Annotated in this window: 12 protein-coding genes; 4 read left to right on the top strand and 8 right to left on the bottom strand. The window is 70.6% G+C overall.

Going from position 1 to position 17202, the window contains the following annotated elements; all coding sequences use genetic code 11:
* Window positions 1–31: 31 nt before the first annotated feature.
* Both ppdK and ACIPXB_RS01455 read right to left on the bottom strand, forming a co-directional pair.
* The gene (gene ppdK, locus ACIPXB_RS01460; RefSeq protein WP_401443037.1) at window positions 32–2734 is read right to left on the bottom strand and encodes a pyruvate, phosphate dikinase; all 2703 of its coding nucleotides are present in this window, start codon (window positions 2732–2734) and stop codon (window positions 32–34) included.
* 86 nt (window positions 2735–2820) lie between these two features.
* Window positions 2821–3693, bottom strand: a complete 873-nt coding sequence (locus tag ACIPXB_RS01455) for a universal stress protein (protein ID WP_401443035.1) — start codon at window positions 3691–3693, stop codon at window positions 2821–2823.
* Window positions 3694–3973: 280 nt separating this feature from the next.
* Between ACIPXB_RS01455 and ACIPXB_RS01450 the strand changes: the two genes are divergently transcribed.
* Window positions 3974–4846, top strand: coding sequence for a universal stress protein (locus ACIPXB_RS01450; RefSeq protein ID WP_401443033.1), 873 nt, complete (start codon window positions 3974–3976; stop codon window positions 4844–4846).
* A 149-nt stretch (window positions 4847–4995) separates the two neighbouring features.
* Here the strand turns inward: ACIPXB_RS01450 and ACIPXB_RS01445 are convergent, their stop codons facing one another.
* The 3 genes from ACIPXB_RS01445 to gap form a co-directional block, all read right to left on the bottom strand.
* A complete protein-coding gene (locus tag ACIPXB_RS01445; RefSeq protein WP_381621141.1) occupies window positions 4996–5706 on the bottom strand; it encodes a response regulator in 711 nt (236 codons plus the stop codon).
* A gap of 189 nt (window positions 5707–5895) precedes the next feature.
* Window positions 5896–8553, bottom strand: coding sequence for a bifunctional acetaldehyde-CoA/alcohol dehydrogenase (adhE, locus tag ACIPXB_RS01440; RefSeq protein WP_401443030.1), 2658 nt, complete (start codon window positions 8551–8553; stop codon window positions 5896–5898).
* Between the two features lie 232 nt (window positions 8554–8785).
* Window positions 8786–9814 carry a type I glyceraldehyde-3-phosphate dehydrogenase gene (gene gap, locus ACIPXB_RS01435; protein ID WP_401443027.1) on the bottom strand — a complete coding sequence of 343 codons (1029 nt, stop codon included), beginning with the start codon at window positions 9812–9814 and terminating at the stop codon, window positions 8786–8788.
* Window positions 9815–10177: 363 nt separating this feature from the next.
* Here gap and ACIPXB_RS01430 point away from each other — a divergent pair, with 363 nt between their 5' ends.
* From ACIPXB_RS01430 to ACIPXB_RS01420, 3 genes are all read left to right on the top strand, one after another.
* Window positions 10178–10864, top strand: a complete 687-nt coding sequence (locus ACIPXB_RS01430) for a CBS domain-containing protein (protein WP_401443025.1) — start codon at window positions 10178–10180, stop codon at window positions 10862–10864.
* 307 nt (window positions 10865–11171) lie between these two features.
* Window positions 11172–11969 (top strand): sigma 54 modulation/S30EA ribosomal C-terminal domain-containing protein, encoded by a 798-nt coding sequence (locus tag ACIPXB_RS01425; RefSeq protein WP_401443023.1) that lies wholly within the window; start codon window positions 11172–11174, stop codon window positions 11967–11969.
* Between the two features lie 86 nt (window positions 11970–12055).
* The gene (locus tag ACIPXB_RS01420; protein WP_401443020.1) at window positions 12056–12988 is read left to right on the top strand and encodes a universal stress protein; all 933 of its coding nucleotides are present in this window, start codon (window positions 12056–12058) and stop codon (window positions 12986–12988) included.
* A gap of 672 nt (window positions 12989–13660) precedes the next feature.
* On the opposite strand, the gene ACIPXB_RS01415 is transcribed toward ACIPXB_RS01420, so the two are convergent.
* The 3 genes from ACIPXB_RS01415 to argF are packed head-to-tail and all read right to left on the bottom strand — an operon-like array spanning window position 13661 to window position 17178.
* Window positions 13661–15193 carry a YfcC family protein gene (locus ACIPXB_RS01415; protein ID WP_401443018.1) on the bottom strand — a complete coding sequence of 511 codons (1533 nt, stop codon included), beginning with the start codon at window positions 15191–15193 and terminating at the stop codon, window positions 13661–13663.
* The gene (gene arcC / locus ACIPXB_RS01410) at window positions 15190–16143 is read right to left on the bottom strand and encodes a carbamate kinase (RefSeq protein ID WP_401443016.1); all 954 of its coding nucleotides are present in this window, start codon (window positions 16141–16143) and stop codon (window positions 15190–15192) included. Before arcC ends, ACIPXB_RS01415 begins: the two co-directional genes overlap by 4 nt.
* A 33-nt stretch (window positions 16144–16176) precedes the next feature.
* Complete coding sequence (gene argF, locus ACIPXB_RS01405) at window positions 16177–17178, bottom strand: ornithine carbamoyltransferase (RefSeq protein ID WP_401443014.1); 1002 nt, start codon at window positions 17176–17178, stop codon at window positions 16177–16179.
* Window positions 17179–17202 lie beyond the last annotated feature (24 nt).

Genomic DNA, 17202 nt, shown 5'->3' with positions numbered 1-17202 from the left:
TTTCCACGCCCCCGGGCGGCACGGCGCGGGGCTATGCGCTCGCGTCGGTGCCGTTCGCTTCCAGGGCTGCCCGGCCGGCCTCGAGGCGGGCGACCGGGACGCGGAAGGGCGAGCAGGAGACGTAGTCCAGGCCGGCCTGGTGGAAGAAGTGGACCGAAGCGGGGTCCCCTCCGTGCTCCCCGCACACGCCGGTCTTCAGGTCCGGGTGGGCTGCCCGGCCCTCCTCGACCGCGATCCGCACCAGTCGGCCGACGCCTTCACGGTCGATCGTCTCGAACGGGGAGACGGGGAAGACGCCCTTGTCGAGGTACGCGGAGAAGAACGCGGCTTCGACGTCGTCGCGGGAGAAGCCCCAGGTGGTCTGTGTCAGGTCGTTCGTGCCGAAGGAGAAGAACGCCGCCTCCTTCGCGATCCGGCCGGCGGTGAGAGCCGCCCTGGGCAGTTCGATCATGGTTCCGACCGGGCAGGCGACGTCGACGCCGGTCTCTTGCGAAACCTGTGCCAGGACCCGGTCCACTTCCTCCCGTACGAGGTGGAGCTCCTCGACCGCGTCCAGCAGCGGGACCATGATCTCCGCCCGAGGGTCGCCGCCCGCACGCCTGCGCGCGACGACGGCCTCGGCGAGAGCCCGTACCTGCATGGCCACCAGCCCCGGCACCACCAGCCCCAGGCGCACGCCACGCAGGCCGAGCATCGGGTTCTCCTCGTGCATGCGCGTGACGGCCGCCAGGAGTTCGCTGTCGTGCGGATCGGCCGGTGTGCCGAGCGCTTCGCCGCGTGCGAGACGGACGGCGAGTTCCGTGCGGTCCGGCAGGAACTCGTGCAGCGGCGGGTCGAGCAGCCGGACGGTGACCGGCAGTCCGTCCATCGCTTCGAGGATGCCGGTGAAGTCCTGCCTCTGGAGCGGCAGCAGCGCCGCGAGTGCCGCCTCTCGTTCGGTGTCGCCGTGCGCGAGGATCATCGCCTCGACCAGGGGGCGCCGGTCGCCGAGGAACATGTGCTCGGTGCGGCACAGGCCGATTCCCTGGGCACCGAAGCGGCGGGCGCGGGCCGCGTCCTCGGGGGTGTCGGCGTTCGCCCGGACCTCCAGGCGCCGCACGGCGTCCGCCTGCCGCATGAGCCGGTGCACATCACGCACCGGCTGTCGGGCCGTGCCGTCGGCCGGCAGCACTCCGCCCTCCTCGAAGTACCGCATGACGTCGGAGTCGACCAGGGGTACGGAGCCGAGGCGCACCACGCCTTCCGCCCCGTCGACGGAGACGACCGTGCCTTCGGGGACCGTCACGCCACCGGCGCTGAAGCGCCGTTCCCGGGTGTCCACGACGATGTCCTCGGCCCCGCACACGCACACCTTGCCCATGCCGCGCGCGACGACCGCGGCGTGGCTGGTCTTCCCTCCCCGGCTGGTGAGCACCGCCTGGGCGGCGACCATGCCCGGCAGGTCGTCGGGCGTCGTCTCCTGACGTACGAGTACGACCTTCTCGCCGGCGGCCGCCCTGCGGACCGCTTCCGCGGAGTCGAACACGACGGCTCCCACGGCTGCTCCCGGTGAGGCGGGCACGCCCCGCGCGATGACCTCGCTCGAGTCCGTGGTGGCGAAGCGGGGGAACGTCAGCCGTGCGAGCGCCTCGCCGCCGACCCGGCCCAGCGCCTCCCGCTCGCTGAGCAGTCCTTCGTCGGCGAGCTGGGAGGCGATGGCGAACGCGGCCTGGGCCGTGCGCTTGCCGACGCGGGTCTGGAGCATCCACAGGGTGCCGCGTTCGATGGTGAATTCGATGTCGCACAGGTCTCGGTAGTGGGCCTCCAGCCGGTCCATGGAGCCGCGCAGCCGCGCGAACGACGCAGGGTCGAGACCGGCCAGGTCCTGGAGGGGCACGGTGTTGCGGATGCCGGCGACGACGTCTTCCCCCTGGGCGTTGGGCAGGTAGTCGCCGTAGACGCCCGGTCGGCCGGTTGCCGGATCCCGGGTGAAGGCGACGCCGCTGCCTGAGTCCGGGCCGAGATTGCCGAAGACCATGGTCTGAATGGTGACCGCGGTGCCCAGATCGTCCGGAATGTGCTCGCGCCGGCGGTACAGGCGTGCGCGCTCACCGTTCCAAGAGGTGAAGACGGCAAGGACCGCCCGCCGGAGTTGCTCGGCCGGATCCTGCGGGAATTCCTCCCCGGTCAGCTCGTGGATCAGGTCCTTGAAGGTCTCGACGATCCGAGTGAGGTCGCAGGTGTCCAACTGCGTGTCGTCGCCCCGGCTGTGTTGCTGCTTGACGGCGGCGAGCACCGCCTCGAAGTGGGAGCCGTCGACGCCCATGACCGTACTGCCGAACATCTGCACGAGGCGCCTATAGGAGTCCCAGGCGAAGCGTTCGCGCTCGGGGGTCTTGGCCAGGCCCAGGACCGAGAGATCGTTCAGCCCGATGTCGAGGATGGTCTCCATCATGCCCGGCATCGAGAACCTCGCCCCCGAGCGGACGGAGAGCAGGAGCGGGTCGTCCACCTGGCCGAGCCGCTTCCCGGCGGCTCGTTCCAGCGCCGCGAGATGCTCGGCGATCTGCCGGTCGAGGCCGTCCGGAGCCCGCCCCGTGGCGAGGAAGATCCGGCAGGCTTCGGTGGTGACGGTGAAGCCGGGCGGCACGGGCAGGCCCATGCGCGCCATCTCCGCGAGGTTCGCCCCCTTGCCTCCCAGGAGACCGGCCATGTCCCGGCCGCCCTCGGAGAAGTCGTACACATAGGTGGTCATGGCTGCTCGCCTGTCTCTTCGGTGGATGTCGGGTCCCGGGAAGCGGGGCGGCATGCCGCATTTTTGGTAGCGGCCGGTCCGGTCGGTCAGTCGTGCGGCACGACCGTGACGGGAGCCAGGGAGTGGTGGATGACGGCGTGGGTGACGGCCCCGATGTGCGTGCCGATCCGCGCACGCCGGTTCCGGCGACCCACCACGACCAGCCGGGCCCCTCGCGAGGCTTCCGCGAGGTCCTGCGCCGGCCGGCCCTGGCGGCATTCACGAACGACGGACACACGGGGGTACTTCTCCGTCCACGGGGCCAGCGCCTCGTCGAGCGCCCGGCGCGCGTCCTGCGCGACCTCCGCCCACATCAGGTGCAGGGCGGCGCCCATGTCGGCTCCGCAGAGCGCCGGAACGGCCCAGGTGTGCAGTACCCGCAGACCGCAGCCGTACCGGTCGGCCGCCGCGAAGCCGAAGGCGAGCACCTCGTCGCCGGGTGCGGACACGTCCAGGCCCACCACGACCTGTCCGGCCGGTCCGTCCTCCCCGGCAGCCGGGCGGTTGTGCGGGCGGACCAAGGCGAGGGGGCGCCGGATGCGGGCGAGCACGGCCAGCGACACGGACCCGGCGAGGAAGCCGGCCAGCCCGCCCAGGCCACGGGAGCCGAGCACCAACAGCTCCGCCTCATCCGCGGCGGCACACAGCTCCTCCACCGGGTCACCGCAGACCCATTGCGTCTCGGTCCGCAGACCCGGGTGGCGTCGGCGCAGCCGCCTCTCCGCCGTACCGAGCGCCCGCTCACCCCACCCCTGGGCGGTCGCCGGGGCCACCAGGCGCGTACGCGGATCGTCGTCCTTGTTCCAGACCTGGACAATCCGCAGCGGCGCCGCGCGGCGCACTGCCTCGCCGGCAGCCCAGTCCACGGCGGCGAGGCCTTCACGGGATCCGTCGAAGCCGACGGTGACGGTGCGGGACATGAACGGCTCCTCGGGAGAACGGGGAAGGGCCTTGCATCTCCACAGTGGCCTGCCCACGACCCGCCCGCCGAGGGGCCACAGGTCCCTGCTGCGGGTCCTGTAGGCCCCACAGGACCGCACACGGTCGGGCGGCGGACGGACATCGCGGCCGACCGGCGGGGAGGCAGGGCCGAGTGGCCCTCTGCCGGTGGTGCGCGCCTCGTCGACGCTGGGGAGGCGAAGAAGGGGGCGGCCTGGACGGCCCGGCCGTGCCCACCGAACCATAGGAAGGTAGTCCCCCATGACCCGCGCCATCACTGTCGGAGTGGACGGATCAGAGGCGAGCCTGGCAGCGGCCGACTGGGCGGCACGCGAGGCCGAGATCCGTGAGGTCCCGCTTCGCATCGTGCACGCCTGGCTGTGGCATCCGCTGGACGCACCCGTCGTCCAGGACGAGGAGACCCAGGCCGAGGTCGCCGACACGATGCTGCGTCAAGCCGAGACGCGGGTGGCCGGGCGGTACCCGGACCTGACCGTCACTGCTGAAGTGGTGCACGACACTACGGTCGCCGCACTGCTCGGTGAGGCGGAACGATCCGACATCCTGGTGCTCGGTTCGCGCGGGCACGGCGCCCTGATGGGCTTCCTGCTGGGCTCGTACGGACAGCAGGTGATCGCCTCCTCGACCCGGCCGGTGGTGTCCGTCCGGACTCGGGACGAGAGGTCGCTTCCCGCGGAAGGCGGCGAGATCGTCGTGGGCCAGCAGGGCACGCCCGAGGAGTGCGACGCGGTACTCGGGTTCGCCTTCGAGGCCGCAGCCGCACGCGGCGCCGCCGTGCGAGCGGTACGGGCCTGGAGTTTGCCACCCTTCTACGCCTACGGGGCGGGCTCGATGCGCCTGGTCGACGAAGCCGGAGGACTGGAGCCGTTCGCGAGGAAGGCTCTGGCGCAGGCGCTCGCTCCATGGCGCGCACGGTACCCCGATGTGCCGGTCGTCGAGCACGTCGAGATCGGCAGCGGCGGACAGGTGCTGTTGTCGGCCGCGTCGAACGCTCAGTTGCTCGTGGTCGGCCGCCGGGCACGCCACACGCCTGTCGGTACCCGCATCGGGTCGGTCGCCCACGCCGCGCTGCACCACGCCCGCTGCCCCGTAGCTGTCGTGCCGCACGCCTGACGGCCCGCCCCGCTTCGGGGACGGCCCCGGCCGGCCTCTCCGGCAGACGTGCGGAAGCGGCCCGGTCCGACGTCCGAGAAGGACGCCGGGCCGGGCCGCTCAGCCGTTTCGCGGGCGCGTGAACCTGCATTCGGGTCCTGGGACAGCCGTCACACCTTGCCGAGCCGCCCGCTCTGGTCTCCCTGGGCGGCCAGGGCCTGGGTGGCGATGACGGCGGCCTGCACTCGCCGTTCGACGCCCAGTTTGGCGAGCAGCCGGGAGATGTTGTTCTTGACCGTCTTCTCCGCCAGGTAGAGCCGCTGACCGATCTCACGGTTGGTCAGCCCTTCCCCGACCAGGGCGAGGATCTCCCGCTCGCGCTCCGTCAGGCCGGGCAGACCCTGTGGAAGCTCCTCCTGCGGAGGTCCGCCGCGCAGCCGGGCCATCACCCGCGCCGTGGCGCCGGGGTCCAGCATGGACTGGCCGGAGGCGACCGTCCGCACGGCGTTCACCAGGTCGGTTCCGGTGATCTGCTTGAGCACGTATCCGGACGCGCCGGCCATGATCGCGTCGAGCAGCGCCTCCTCGTCGTCGAATGACGTCAGCATCAGGCAGGCGAGGTCGGGCATGCGGGAGCGCAGCTCCCGGCAGACGCTCACGCCGTCCCCGTCCGGCAGGCGCACATCCAGGACGGCGACCTGCGGGCGTAGCGCGGGCACCCGGATGAGCGCCTGCTCGACCGTACCCGCCTCCCCGACCACAGTCAGGTCCGGCTCGGCGTCCAGCAGATCGTGCACACCACGGCGCACGACCTCGTGATCGTCGAGGAGAAAGACCCTGACCGGTTCCTTCCCGGTGAGGCCGCCGCTGCTGTCCGTCATCGCACACTCCGAGTTCGCCGATTCTTCCGCCCGCCGGCGGATCCACTGCATCGTGCCGTGCGAGCGGGACCTTCAGCCAGGGCCGGATGGCCCTCATACGCGGCCGCGTCCCAGATGGCTGCCCTGGACCACCGGGTCCCACACGGGCGCGGTGGCCCGGCCGCAGGGCGGCCGCCGCCCTACGCGCGGTCAGAAGGAGGGAAGGGGCCGGGGCCCGGCGTAGTAGGCCGTGCGCATGATGTCCTCCATGTCGTCCAGCACCGGCATGCGCGGGTTGGCCGGGGCGCACTGGTCCTCATAGGCGTTCAGTGCCTGCTGCGGCAGCGCGCCGATGAAGGCGGCCTCGTCAAGTCCCAGGGCGCGGAAGGACGGTTCGATGCCCACGGCGTCCCGCAGGCGTTCCACCGCGGCGGCGTACGAGGCCACGCCCTCGGCGGGGGTGGATGCGGGGAGCCCGAGGGCACGGGCGATGTCCTGGAACCTCTCGGGCGCGCGGTAGCTCTCGTACTTGGGCCATCCCGTCAGCTTGCCGGGAACGGAGCCGTTGTAGCGGATCACGTGCGGCAGGAGGATGGCGTTGGTCCGCCCGTGGGCGATGTGGAAGGTGGCGCCCAGGGTGTGGGACATGGCGTGGACGATGCCGAGGAAGGCGTTGCCGAAGGCCATGCCGGCGATGGTGCCCGCGTTGTGCATCTTCTCCCGTGCCACGCTCCGCCGTGCCGACTCGCCGGTGACCGCCGCCTCGAGGTGGTCGAATACCAGCCTGATGGCGTGCAGCGCCAGACCGTCGGTGAAGTCGTTGGCGTAGACGGAGACGTACGCCTCCGTGGCGTGGGTGAGGGCGTCGAAGCCGCTGTCGGCGGCGAGCGACGCCGGCAGGTCGTTGGTCAGGACGGGATCGATGATCGCGACGCTGGGGGTCAGGGCATAGTCGGCCAGCGGGTACTTCTTGCCGGTCACCGGGTCGGAGATCACGGCGAAGGGGGTGACCTCGGCACCGGTTCCCGAGGTGGTCGGGACGCAGACGAGGCGGGCCTGCTTGCCGAGCACGGGGAAGCGGAAGGCACGCTTACGGATGTCGGAGAACTTCTGCCGCATGTCGGCGAAGTCGACGTCCGGCTGTTCGTACAGCAGCCACATCACCTTCGCCGCGTCCATGGGGGATCCGCCACCCAGGGCGATGATGGTGTCCGGCCGGAAGTCGCGCATGAGGGCGGCGCCACGCTGTACGGAGTCGATGCTCGGCTCCGGTTCGACGTCGTCGATGACCTGGATGGTCACGGGCTGCTGCCGCTGTTGCAGGACACGGCTGACGCGCTCCACGTAACCGAGGCGGGTCATGGTCGCGTCGGTGACCACGGTGACGCGGTGGACCTCGGGCATCGCGGCGAGGTAGCGGATGGCCTGGGGCTCGAAGTAGATCTTCGGCGGCACCTTGAACCACTGCATGTTGTTCTGCCGGGTGGTGACGCGCTTGATGTTGAGCAGCTGAGCGGCCGAGACGTTGTCCGAGACCGAGGTACTGCCCCAGGAACCGCAGCCCAGGGTCAGGGACGGAACCAGACGGTTGTAGATGCCGCCGATCGCTCCCTGCGAGGAAGGCGAGTTGACGATGATCCGTACGGTCTTCATACGGCGGCCGTAGCGCTCGGCCAGGGCCGGATCACCGGTGTGGATCACCGCACTGTGTCCTTGCCCGTGGAAGTCGACCATGTCGGCCGCGAGGTCGAAGCCCTCCTCGGTGGATGCTGCCCGCAGCACGGTGAGGACGGGGCAGAGCTTCTCCCGCGTCAGCGGCTCGTCGGGCCCGACGTGGCTGGCCTCGGCCAGGATGAGCGAGGTGTCCGCGGGTACGGTGAAGCCAGCCTGCTCGGCGATCCGGTCGGGGCTCTGTCCGACGGCTGCCGGGTTGACGCGGCCCTGTCGGCCGGCCGGGTCGGGCGGAAAGAGGTAGGTCTCCAGCTTCCGCTTCTCCTCGGCCGTCGCGAGGTACGCGTGCAGGCGCCGGAATTCGGCGAGCGCCTCGTCGTACACGTCGGTGTCCAGGATGACCGCCTGCTCGGACGCGCAGATCATGCCGTTGTCGAAGGACTTGGACAAAACGAGGTCGTTGACCGCCCGGCGCACGTCCGCGCTGTGGTGCACGTAGGCGGGCACGTTGCCTGCGCCGACGCCGACGGCGGGCTTGCCGGCCGAGTAGGCGGCCTTGACCATGGCGTTGCCGCCCGTCGCCAGGATCAACGCGACGCCCGGGTGTCGCATGAGCAGGCTCGTCGCCTCGACCGAGGGAGCCTCGATCCACTGCACGCAGTGCTCGGGCGCTCCGGCGGCGACGGCGGCGTCCCGCACGATGCGCGCGGCCTCGGTGCTGCACACCTGCGCCGAGGGGTGGAAGGCGAATACGACGGGGTTGCGTGTCTTCAGCGCCAGCAGCGCCTTGAAGATGGTGGTGGACGTCGGGTTGGTGACGGGCGTGACCGCGCAGAGCACGCCGACGGGTTCGGCGATCTCGATGATGCCCTCGATGTCGTCGCGGCTTATGACGCCGACCGTCCTCGCCCGGGACATGCTGTGGGTGACGTGCTCGCAGGCGAACATGTTCTTCGCCGCCTTGTCCTCGAAGACACCCCGCCCGGTCTCCTCCACCGCCGAGCGCGCCAGGGCGGTGTGCTGATCCAGGGCGGCCACCGACGCCTTGGCGACGATGTGGTCGACCTGCTCCTGCGTGAAGGACTCGAAGTCGGCGAGCGCCTTGGAGGCGTTGTCGACCAAGAGGTTCACGGCGATGAGCGTGTCCGACGGGGTGCCGTCGATGGTGGTGCGGGGGTCGCTGGTCGCCTGTGTCATGGAAAGCTCCCTGGGTGTGGGTGGCACTGTGGCCACACGTGGCCGGCCACCGGGGTGGCCACCCGTTCCGTCCTGTCACCTACAGCCTTGCCCGGGACGCGTCCTCGGCTGAGGTCCCGAAGGTCCCTCGACGGGGCCCGATGGTCTCCGGCCGCTGTGGCAGCGCAGAGGCTTGCGCCACCATCCGGCCTTCCGTGCCTCTACGGCGTCCGCTGCCCGGGCTGCCGCCGGCTCACCGGGCGTCGAGCAGCGTGGCGACGTACTGGGTCAGGTCGACGAGACGGTTGGTGTAGCCCCACTCGTTGTCGTACCAGCCGAAGACCTTGACCAGGTCGCCGTTGGCCTGCGTCAGTGGGGCGTCCACGATGCACGAGGCGGGGTCGCCGACGATGTCGCGCGAGACGATAGGGGCATCGCTCACCCTCAGGACGCCCTTCAGCGGTCCCTCGGCAGCCTCCCGGAAAGCGTCGTTGACGTCCTGTGCGGACACCTGCCGTGCCAGCACCAGGCCGAGGTCGGTCAGCGAGCCGTCCTCGACCGGCACGCGCACGGCGATGCCGTCCAGGGTGCCCGCGAGTTCCGGGAGCACCAGGCCGACGGCGCGGGCGGCGCCGGTGCTGGTCGGGATGATGTTCACTGCGGCCGTGCGGCCGCGGCGCAGGTCCTTGTGCGGGCCGTCGAGCACGACTTGGTCGTTGGTGTAGCCGTGGATGGTGGTCATCAGTCCCTTGACGATGCCGAAGCGCTCGTTGAGTACCTTCACCATGGGGGCCACGCAGTTGGTGGTGCAGGACGCGTTGGAGATCACGTGGTCGACGTGCGGGTCGTACGCGGACTCGTTGACGCCCATGACGATGGTGGCGTCGACGCCCTTGCCGGGGACGGACAGCAGCACCTTGCGTGCTCCTGCCGTCAGGTGCCGGCCGGCTTCCTCCTTGGTGCGGAAGCGGCCGGTGGCCTCGATGACGACGTCCACGCCGAGCGCGTCCCACCGGAGGTCTGCGGGGTCGCGCCGGGACGTGACCGCGATGCGGTGACCGTCCACCGTAATGGATTCGCCGTCGTGCTCAACGGTGCGGTGGAGTCGGCCGTAGGTGGAGTCGTAGGTGAGCAGATGGGCCAGCGCAGCCGGGGAGGTGAGGTCGTTGACGGCCACCACCTCGATGGGGGTGCCGTTGCTCGTCTCCGCGCGTTCCATGACGCAGCGCAGGTAGTTCCGGCCGATGCGTCCGAAGCCGTTGATTCCGATGCGTACGGTCATCTCCGCCGCCCTTCCCTCAGGTGCCGATGCGAGTGGTGCCAGCCTCGGGGGCCTGTCGCTCCGGGGGCAGGGGTCGAACGGGGTGCACCCCAGGGCCGTTGGGCCCTCTCCCCCGGCGGGCCCCGCCCGGCACGGCCTGTCACGGCCTGTCACTTTCTGTCGCGGGCCGAACGGCCCGGCGTGCGGGTCCTGACCGGTTCTGTCCCCCGGCCGTCCTCCGCCCCACTCTGGAAGCAACGGCAAGCATGAGGAGCAGACGACCCCGGGGCTTCCCGGCCCCCCGGCGCGTTGAGCACAGCGGTCGGCGCAGTCAGAGGTCGGGGCGCCATCGGCGGTATCCGGAAACCTGCGAAACGAGTGGAGATGAGCACCGTGGTCGAAAAACGGACGGTGGGCCAAGTCATGACCAGCGAGGTGGTCCAGGCCCGCCCGGACACCTCCTTCGAAGAACTGGCTCGCATGCTCATCGCCCATCGGATCAGCGGGCTGCCGGTGGTGGATGACGACGACAAGGTCATGGGCGTCGTCTCCCGGAAAGACCTCGCCAGGCAACAGGGCTGTCTCGGCCGGCACGAATCCGGGAGGCAGCGGATGGCGCACACACTACGGCGACCGGCCGACGCCCACTCCGTCGCGGGACCCGCCCTGGCGGCAGGCGATCTGATGACCAGCCCGGCAGTAACCGTGCATCCCGAACAGCGCGTCGCCGACGCCGCGCGCATCATGGAACGCCGCCACGTCGACCGGTTGCCGGTGGTGGACGAGGAGGACCGTCTGATCGGCATCACCACGCGACGTGATCTGCTGCGCGTCTTCCTGAGGACGGACGAGGAGATCCTCGCGGACGTCGCCGATGCCGTCTCCGGCCGGGCGCCGGCCGCCCACCGCATCGACGGGCTCCGCATCGACGTTCGCGACGGGATGGTCACCATGGTGGGATCATCCGAACCTGCCCTCGATACAGCGGCGTTGATCAGGGTCACGTGGCGCGTGGACGGTGTGGTGGGTGTGGTGAACCGGCTGACAACCGGCCGCGAGAGCGATCACTGACAACAGGGCGGGACACCACGGGCTCTTCCGTCGGCCGAGCGGCGGCGGTCACCGCGCGGCCGGTCGCGGCGACCTGGAGCCGCCGACCCGAGCCGTGCTGTCCGTCCGGCACGTCACGCGATATCGGGCCGGGGCTCGTCGGCTTACCCGTCCCCGGGTCTGTAGGCCGAAGGGCCTTGCCCGGCCGACCGGAAGTCCCGGGTTCTCGGGTGGTGTCGATACCAGTGGCGCCGTGGCGGGGTCCGGACGGATCTGCCCGGGAGCGGCCGCCGGCAGACAGGCTGGAAGGGATCGAGGAGGAGTTCTCATGAGCGGTCTCAAGACCAGCCGGACAGCCGACGTTCAGGTCCGCAACCAAGGGCAGGTGCCCGATGGCGCCGACGTGTACGCCCGGGCAAAGATGCTCGCGGTGATCGGCCACGTGCGCGGACCCGTGCCGACCGTGCGGGTGAAGCTCACGCAAGCCGTCAACACTTCGGCAAACCGCCCGGCCACGGCTCAGGCCGTGGTGGACGTCAACGGCCGAATGGTACGCGCCCACGTGGCCGCGAACAGCATGTTCGAAGCGGTCGACGTCCTGCAGGAGCGCCTGGCTGCCCGGCTCACCCGGCCACGGCGGTATGCGGCGGGCGGCCCCCACCCGGGCGGCACGCACAGCCGGACATCGCGGTACGGCGCAGGGCACGACCACCGTCCGCACCGGCATCACGTTCCGGCCGAAGAGCGCCGGATCGTGCGGCACAAGTCCTTCAGCCTGGTCCACCAGACGCCTGAGGACGCCGTGATCGACCTGGAAGCCATGGACCACGACTTCTGGCTCTTCACGGACCTGGCCTCCGGGCGCGACAGCGTCGTCTACCGCGACGTCCGTACCGGGCGGCATCGCATGGCTTCGCTGGGACCTCTGGGTCAGGAACGGGAGGTCGACGGTCTGCTCGGCATGAGCACGGTTCCCGTGCCGACGAGCAGTGTGACCGAGGCCGTTTCACGGTTGCACCTCACCGGGCTGCCCTTCGTCTTCTTCAACGACACGGCCACCGACCGGGGCTGCGTCCTCTACCACCGCTACGACGGCCACTACGGGCTGATCACTCCGTCCCGGTAACACGTTCCGGGCGACGCCGCGCGCCCGGCCGCTGGTCCCCGGACCAGTGCCGCACACCACCTGAAGACCCCTCACCCGGAGGAATCATGTCACGTACCGTCATCGCCGCCGTGGACGGCTCGGCCGAGTCGCTGGCCGCCGCGGACTGGGCCGCCCACGAGGCACAGATGCGCCATCTGCCCCTGCACCTCCTGCACGTCTGGCAGGACTGGTCACGGGCCTTCGCCCACGCCCCGTTCACCGGCATGGACACCACGCCCTGTGAGGGGGCGACCGCCACACAGCACTACGCCGAGCAGGTCACCCACGACGCGTCCGACCGGCTGCGGGCGGCGCACCCCGGCCTGGAGATCACCGTCGAGCAGGTGCACGGCCGCCCCACGGAGGTGTTGCTCTGCGCCGCCGCGAAGGCGGAAGTCCTGGTCGTGGGTTCACGAGGGCTGGGTAGCGTGGCCGGATTCCTGACCGGATCGGTGTCCTTGCCCGTCATCGCGCACGCCGAGCGCCCGGTCGTCGCCGTACGGGCCGGGGAACGGGCCGGGTCTGAACCGCTCCCCGGGACGGGCGACCACGGGGACCGCAAGGGGCAGTGCCTCGACGTGGTGCTCGGCCTCGACCTCTCCAGGCCGTGCGACGAGCTGCTCGCATACGCATTCGAAGCCGCCGCTGCCCGAGCGGCCACCCTGCGGGTCGTGCACGGCTGGAGCGTACCGGTGGTCGAAGGGTACGACCCTGCGGCGGCCGACCCCGGCCACGGCGTCGCGCTGGGACTGCGCGAGGCAAGCGCACTGACCGATGTACTGCGGTCGTGGCGCGGCAAGTTCCCCCAGGTCGAGGTCAAGGAGCAGTGCATGGTGGGCCGCCCCGCGGGCCATCTTGTGGAAGCGTCGAAGGAGGCCTCGCTGATGGTCGTGGGACGGCGCATACGCCGGGCGGCGGTCGGAACACACATCGGCCCGGTCACCCACGCAGTGCTGCACCACTCCACGGCGCCCGTGGCGGTCGTCCCTCATCTCTGATCGTCGCGGGCCGCACCGAGGACGGATACGCCCCGGCTGCGGTCCCCCGACGGACGCCGTCGCCCCTTGACACCAGGAGCCCTCGTCGCGCAGCTGCGCGACGAGGGCTCCTGGTGTGCTGCGACCGCTGTGGTCGGTGCGCTGCTTGTCGTACCGGGTGGAAAAGACGGAAGCCACCGCGGCGAGGGACGCGATGGGGCGGTCGGTCCCGGTCCACAGGCCGGCCGGGAAGGACCGTTGCGGCAGTCCCCGCCCGTCCCCACCACCTCGACCACAGCGTCCGTGCAGGCCTTGCCCGCCCGCCTGCGCCGACGCAACTCTCAGGCCTGCCAACCCCGATGGGTGGCCGCCCGACGCCGCGAGCGTATCCGCATGGGCGAGCGCCCCACCAGTGGCCCGTCGGCGCTGTCGCACTGCCAGTCCACAGCGAGGACGGGAATCGCGCCCGTGCAGTCGCTCCGATGGCCAGCAGTCCGGGCATGAGGTCCCACCTCCTTGAGCGGCCACGGACACCGTGCCCCGCCGGAGCTCACGGTCGCGGCTCAGAGGAGCGCCCAGGGCCCTGTTGGCGCCGTCCGGCGGAGCCCACAGGTCCGCCTCGTGCTGGGCACACGACGGTGGCCGGCTGGTCGGTGTCCCGACCAGTCGGCCAGTTGCCTGCCCCGTAGCGATTCAGCGCACTGCCGCACCGAGTGCGAGGAATCCGGCGACGGCCACCAGCAGGGCGCCCATCAGTGGTGCCATGAAGCGCAGGTACCGGTCGTAGCGGATCTCGGCAAGGGCGAGACCTCCCATGACGACGGCCGAGGTGGGCGTAACGAGGTTCACCCATCCGGAAGCCGACTGGTACGCGGTCACCACCAAGGCCCGCCTCACTCCGGCGAAGTCGGCCAGGGGGGCGAGGATGGGCATGGCGAGTGCCGCGTGGCCGGACGAGGAGGGGACGAAGAAGGCCAGCGGGAGATTCACCAGGAACATCAGGACGGCGAACACTCCGGAGGACGTGTCGGCCACCGCACTCTGCAGGACGTCGAGGATGGTGTCGGTGACACTGGCGTTGTTCATGATCACCGTGACTCCGCGGGCCAGCATGACGATCAACGCCGCTCCGATGAAGTCCCCTGCGCCGGCGGTGACGGCGTTCACCGTGCCCTTCTCGCCCAAGCCGCCGACCAGCCCCACGGCGACCGCCGCGACGATGAACAGGGCAGCGAGTTCGGGGAAGTACCAGCCGAGGGTGGGCAGGAAGGTGACGTGCAGATCGGACCAGGGGACGACGGCGAAGATCATGAAGAGGAACGTGGCCGCGAAGAGGCACAGGACCGTGCGCTGGCGACTCGTGAGCTTCGCCGCTTCGCCGCCCTCGGCCTTGATGCGGAGGTCGTCCTCGGTGAGGGGTGTCAGCGACCGGGAGGGGTCCTCGGTGACGCGGCGGGCGTAGCGCACGACGTAAGCGGCGGCCAGCGCGGTCAGACAGGCCCACATCACCAGGCGCAGGACGATGCCGTCTCCCGTGCCGATGCCGGCACTGTCGGAGGCCACCCCGGTGGCAAAGGGGTTGACGGTCGAGGCGAGGGTGCCGACCCCGGCTCCCACCATGACGACCGTCGCGGCGACCATGCGGTCGTAGCCCAGGCCGAGCATCAGGGGGATCATCAGCCCGTAGAAGCCGAGGGTTTCCTCGGCCATGCCGTACGTGGTCCCGCCGAGGGAGAACACCGTCAGCAGGACCACGAGCAGCAGGGTCCTGCGGTGGTGCAGTCGCTGCGCGAGGCGCGCCACTCCCGCCGTGAGTGCCCCGGTGCGCATCGCGACGGTGATGAACGCGCCCACGGCCAGGATGAAGAGGAACACGCCGGCCGCGCCCGCGAAGGAGCCGGTCCCGCCGGGTGCGGTGAGGCCGGTCCCGGTATCGGTGACGCCGTACAGACCGTTGACCGGGGCGAGGAACAGGTCCTTGAGCCGCTCCCAGAATCCGGTGGTCAGTTCTACGGAGTGGTAGGTGCCCGGTACGGAGCTGCCGTCCTTGGTGTCGTAGCGGCCGGCGGGGATGACGAACGTCAGGGCCCAGACTGCGACAGTGACGGCGATCAGGACGGTGAACGCGGACGGGAACCGAAGCCGCCGCCGTGGGGCGTCGGTCGCGCCGGAGTCCGTTCTAGCTCTGGCCGGCTGTGGGGATGCGGGTGCGCTCTGCAGAGTCATGTCAGGTCCTGTGTTCCGTCGTAGCGGGCTTCGCGGTAGCTGCCGCTGGGTGTGACGACGGTGCCGGCAGCTCCGTCGAGGATGGCTCGGGCGTCTTCGAGAGCGCCGATGGCCGCCATACCGCCGGTGAGCTCGACGAACCGGCACACGGCGTCGACCTTGGGGCCCATGGATCCGGCGGGGAACTGCTGGGCTCTCAGGGCCGCGGGCGTGGTCCGTCCGATGGGCTCGGCAGCAGGAGTGCCGTAGCCGAGCGACACATGGGGAACGTCCGTGAGCAGCAGGAGCGCGTCGGCGTCGAGCGCCTTGGCCAGGAGGGCGGCGGTGAGGTCCTTGTCCACCACGGCTTCGACGCCGGTCAGCTGCCCCTGTTCGTCACGGATCACCGGTACGCCGCCGCCTCCGGCGCAGACGGCCACCGCTCCCGAGTTGAGCAGCAGCCGGATGAGCCGGGTCTCCACGACGCGTTGTGGACGGGGGGACGGTACGACGCGTCGCCAGTGGGCGCCGTCCTGCTTGACCGTCCAGCCGCGTTCGGCGGCCAGTCGCTCCGCTTCGGTCCGGTCGTAGACCGGGCCCACGAATTTGGCCGGGTCGGTGAAGGCGGGGTCGGCCGCGGAGACAAGGGTCTGGTTGAGCAGGGCGCAGACCTGCCGTTCGGGCAGGGCGTTCTGCAGGGACTGGAGCAGCCAGTAGCCGATCATGCCCTGGGTCTCCGCGCCGAGGACGTCGAAGGGGTAGGGGCTGCTCAGGGAGCGGTCGGCGGCGCTCTGGAGAGCGAGCACGCCGACCTGCGGTCCGTTGCCGTGGGTGATGACGAGTTCGTGCTCGTGCGCGAGGGGGGCGAGCGCGGACACAGCAGCGCGGATGTTGGCGAGCTGCACGGCGGCGTCCGGCCGCTCCTCGCGGCGGAGCAGGGCGTTGCCGCCCAATGCGACGACTACACGCATGACGTGTTCTCCGGAGGTCGAGGGGATGCCGGTTCAGTCGCCGAGGGTGGCGACGAGGACGGCCTTGATGGTGTGGAGCCGGTTCTCGGCCTGGTCGAACACGATGGAGTGCGAGGACTCGAACACCTCGTCGGTGACCTCCAGTGCGGTCATGCCGGTCCGTGCAGCGATCTCGGCGCCGACGGTGGTGTCGCTGTTGTGGAAGGCCGGAAGGCAGTGCATGAACTTGACCGCCGGGTTGCCCGTCGCCTCCAGGGTCTTCGCTGTCACCTGGTACGGCTTGAGCAGGGCTATGCGCTCGTCCCACATCGCCGGCGGCTCTCCCATGGAGAGCCATACGTCGGTGTAGACGAAGTCGACGCCGGCCACGCCTTCGGTCACGTCCTCGGTCAGGGTGATCCGCGCGCCGCTGACGGCCGCCGCCCGCCGCGCCTGGTCGACGACGTCGGAGGCGTTGTGCAGGGATCGCGGGCCGACCATGCGTACGTCCATGCCGAGCATCGCCGCGACGATCAGCAGGGAATTGCCGACGTTGTTCCTGGCGTCGCCCAGGTAGGCGAAGGACACCTGGTTCAGCGGTTTGTCGGTGTGCTCCCACATGGTGAGCACGTCGGCGAGCGACTGGGTGGGGTGCCACTGGTCCGTCAGGCCGTTCCAGACCGGAACACCGGCGTGCTGGGCCAGCTCCTCCACCAGTCGCTGGTCGCTGCCCCGGTATTCGATCCCGTCGTAATAGCGGCCGAGGACGCGTGCGGTGTCCTTGACGGACTCCTTGTGTCCGAGCTGGGAGCCGGCCGGATCGAGGTACGTCACGTGCGCGCCCTGCTGGTGCGCGGCCACTTCGAAGGCGCATCGGGTCCTCGTCGACGTCTTCTCGAAGATGACGGCGATGTTCTTTCCGCGCAGCCGCTGCTCCTCGCGTCCCTCGCGGCGGGCCGTCTTCATGGAGGCGGAGAGTTCCAGCAGGTGGCGGAACTCCTCCGGAGTGAAGTCGAGTTCCTTCACGAACGGGCGCTGGTGCAGGTCGTCGTGCATGGTGGGCTCCTTGACGTGTACGGG

Origin of the sequence: Streptomyces sp. NPDC090022 (genome assembly GCF_044748145.1) — a bacterium.
In the GTDB taxonomy this organism is placed as follows: Bacteria; Actinomycetota; Actinomycetes; order Streptomycetales; family Streptomycetaceae; genus Streptomyces.
Note: the sequence above shows the minus strand (reverse complement) of the source record. Positions and strands in the feature narration are given on the sequence as shown.

Bases quoted from the DNA above. Each gene is read 5' to 3' on its own strand.
- ppdK (WP_401443037.1), bottom strand. From the start codon at position 2,734: ATGACCACCTATGTGTACGACTTCTCCGAGGGCGGCCGGGACATGGCC.
- ACIPXB_RS01455 (WP_401443035.1), bottom strand. From the start codon at position 3,693: ATGTCCCGCACCGTCACCGTCGGCTTCGACGGATCCCGTGAAGGCCTC.
- ACIPXB_RS01450 (WP_401443033.1), top strand. From the start codon at position 3,974: ATGACCCGCGCCATCACTGTCGGAGTGGACGGATCAGAGGCGAGCCTG.
- ACIPXB_RS01445 (WP_381621141.1), bottom strand. From the start codon at position 5,706: ATGACGGACAGCAGCGGCGGCCTCACCGGGAAGGAACCGGTCAGGGTC.
- adhE (WP_401443030.1), bottom strand. From the start codon at position 8,553: ATGACACAGGCGACCAGCGACCCCCGCACCACCATCGACGGCACCCCG.
- gap (WP_401443027.1), bottom strand. From the start codon at position 9,814: ATGACCGTACGCATCGGAATCAACGGCTTCGGACGCATCGGCCGGAAC.
- ACIPXB_RS01430 (WP_401443025.1), top strand. From the start codon at position 10,178: ATGAGCACCGTGGTCGAAAAACGGACGGTGGGCCAAGTCATGACCAGC.
- ACIPXB_RS01425 (WP_401443023.1), top strand. From the start codon at position 11,172: ATGAGCGGTCTCAAGACCAGCCGGACAGCCGACGTTCAGGTCCGCAAC.
- ACIPXB_RS01420 (WP_401443020.1), top strand. From the start codon at position 12,056: ATGTCACGTACCGTCATCGCCGCCGTGGACGGCTCGGCCGAGTCGCTG.
- ACIPXB_RS01415 (WP_401443018.1), bottom strand. From the start codon at position 15,193: ATGACTCTGCAGAGCGCACCCGCATCCCCACAGCCGGCCAGAGCTAGA.
- arcC (WP_401443016.1), bottom strand. From the start codon at position 16,143: ATGCGTGTAGTCGTCGCATTGGGCGGCAACGCCCTGCTCCGCCGCGAG.
- argF (WP_401443014.1), bottom strand. From the start codon at position 17,178: ATGCACGACGACCTGCACCAGCGCCCGTTCGTGAAGGAACTCGACTTC.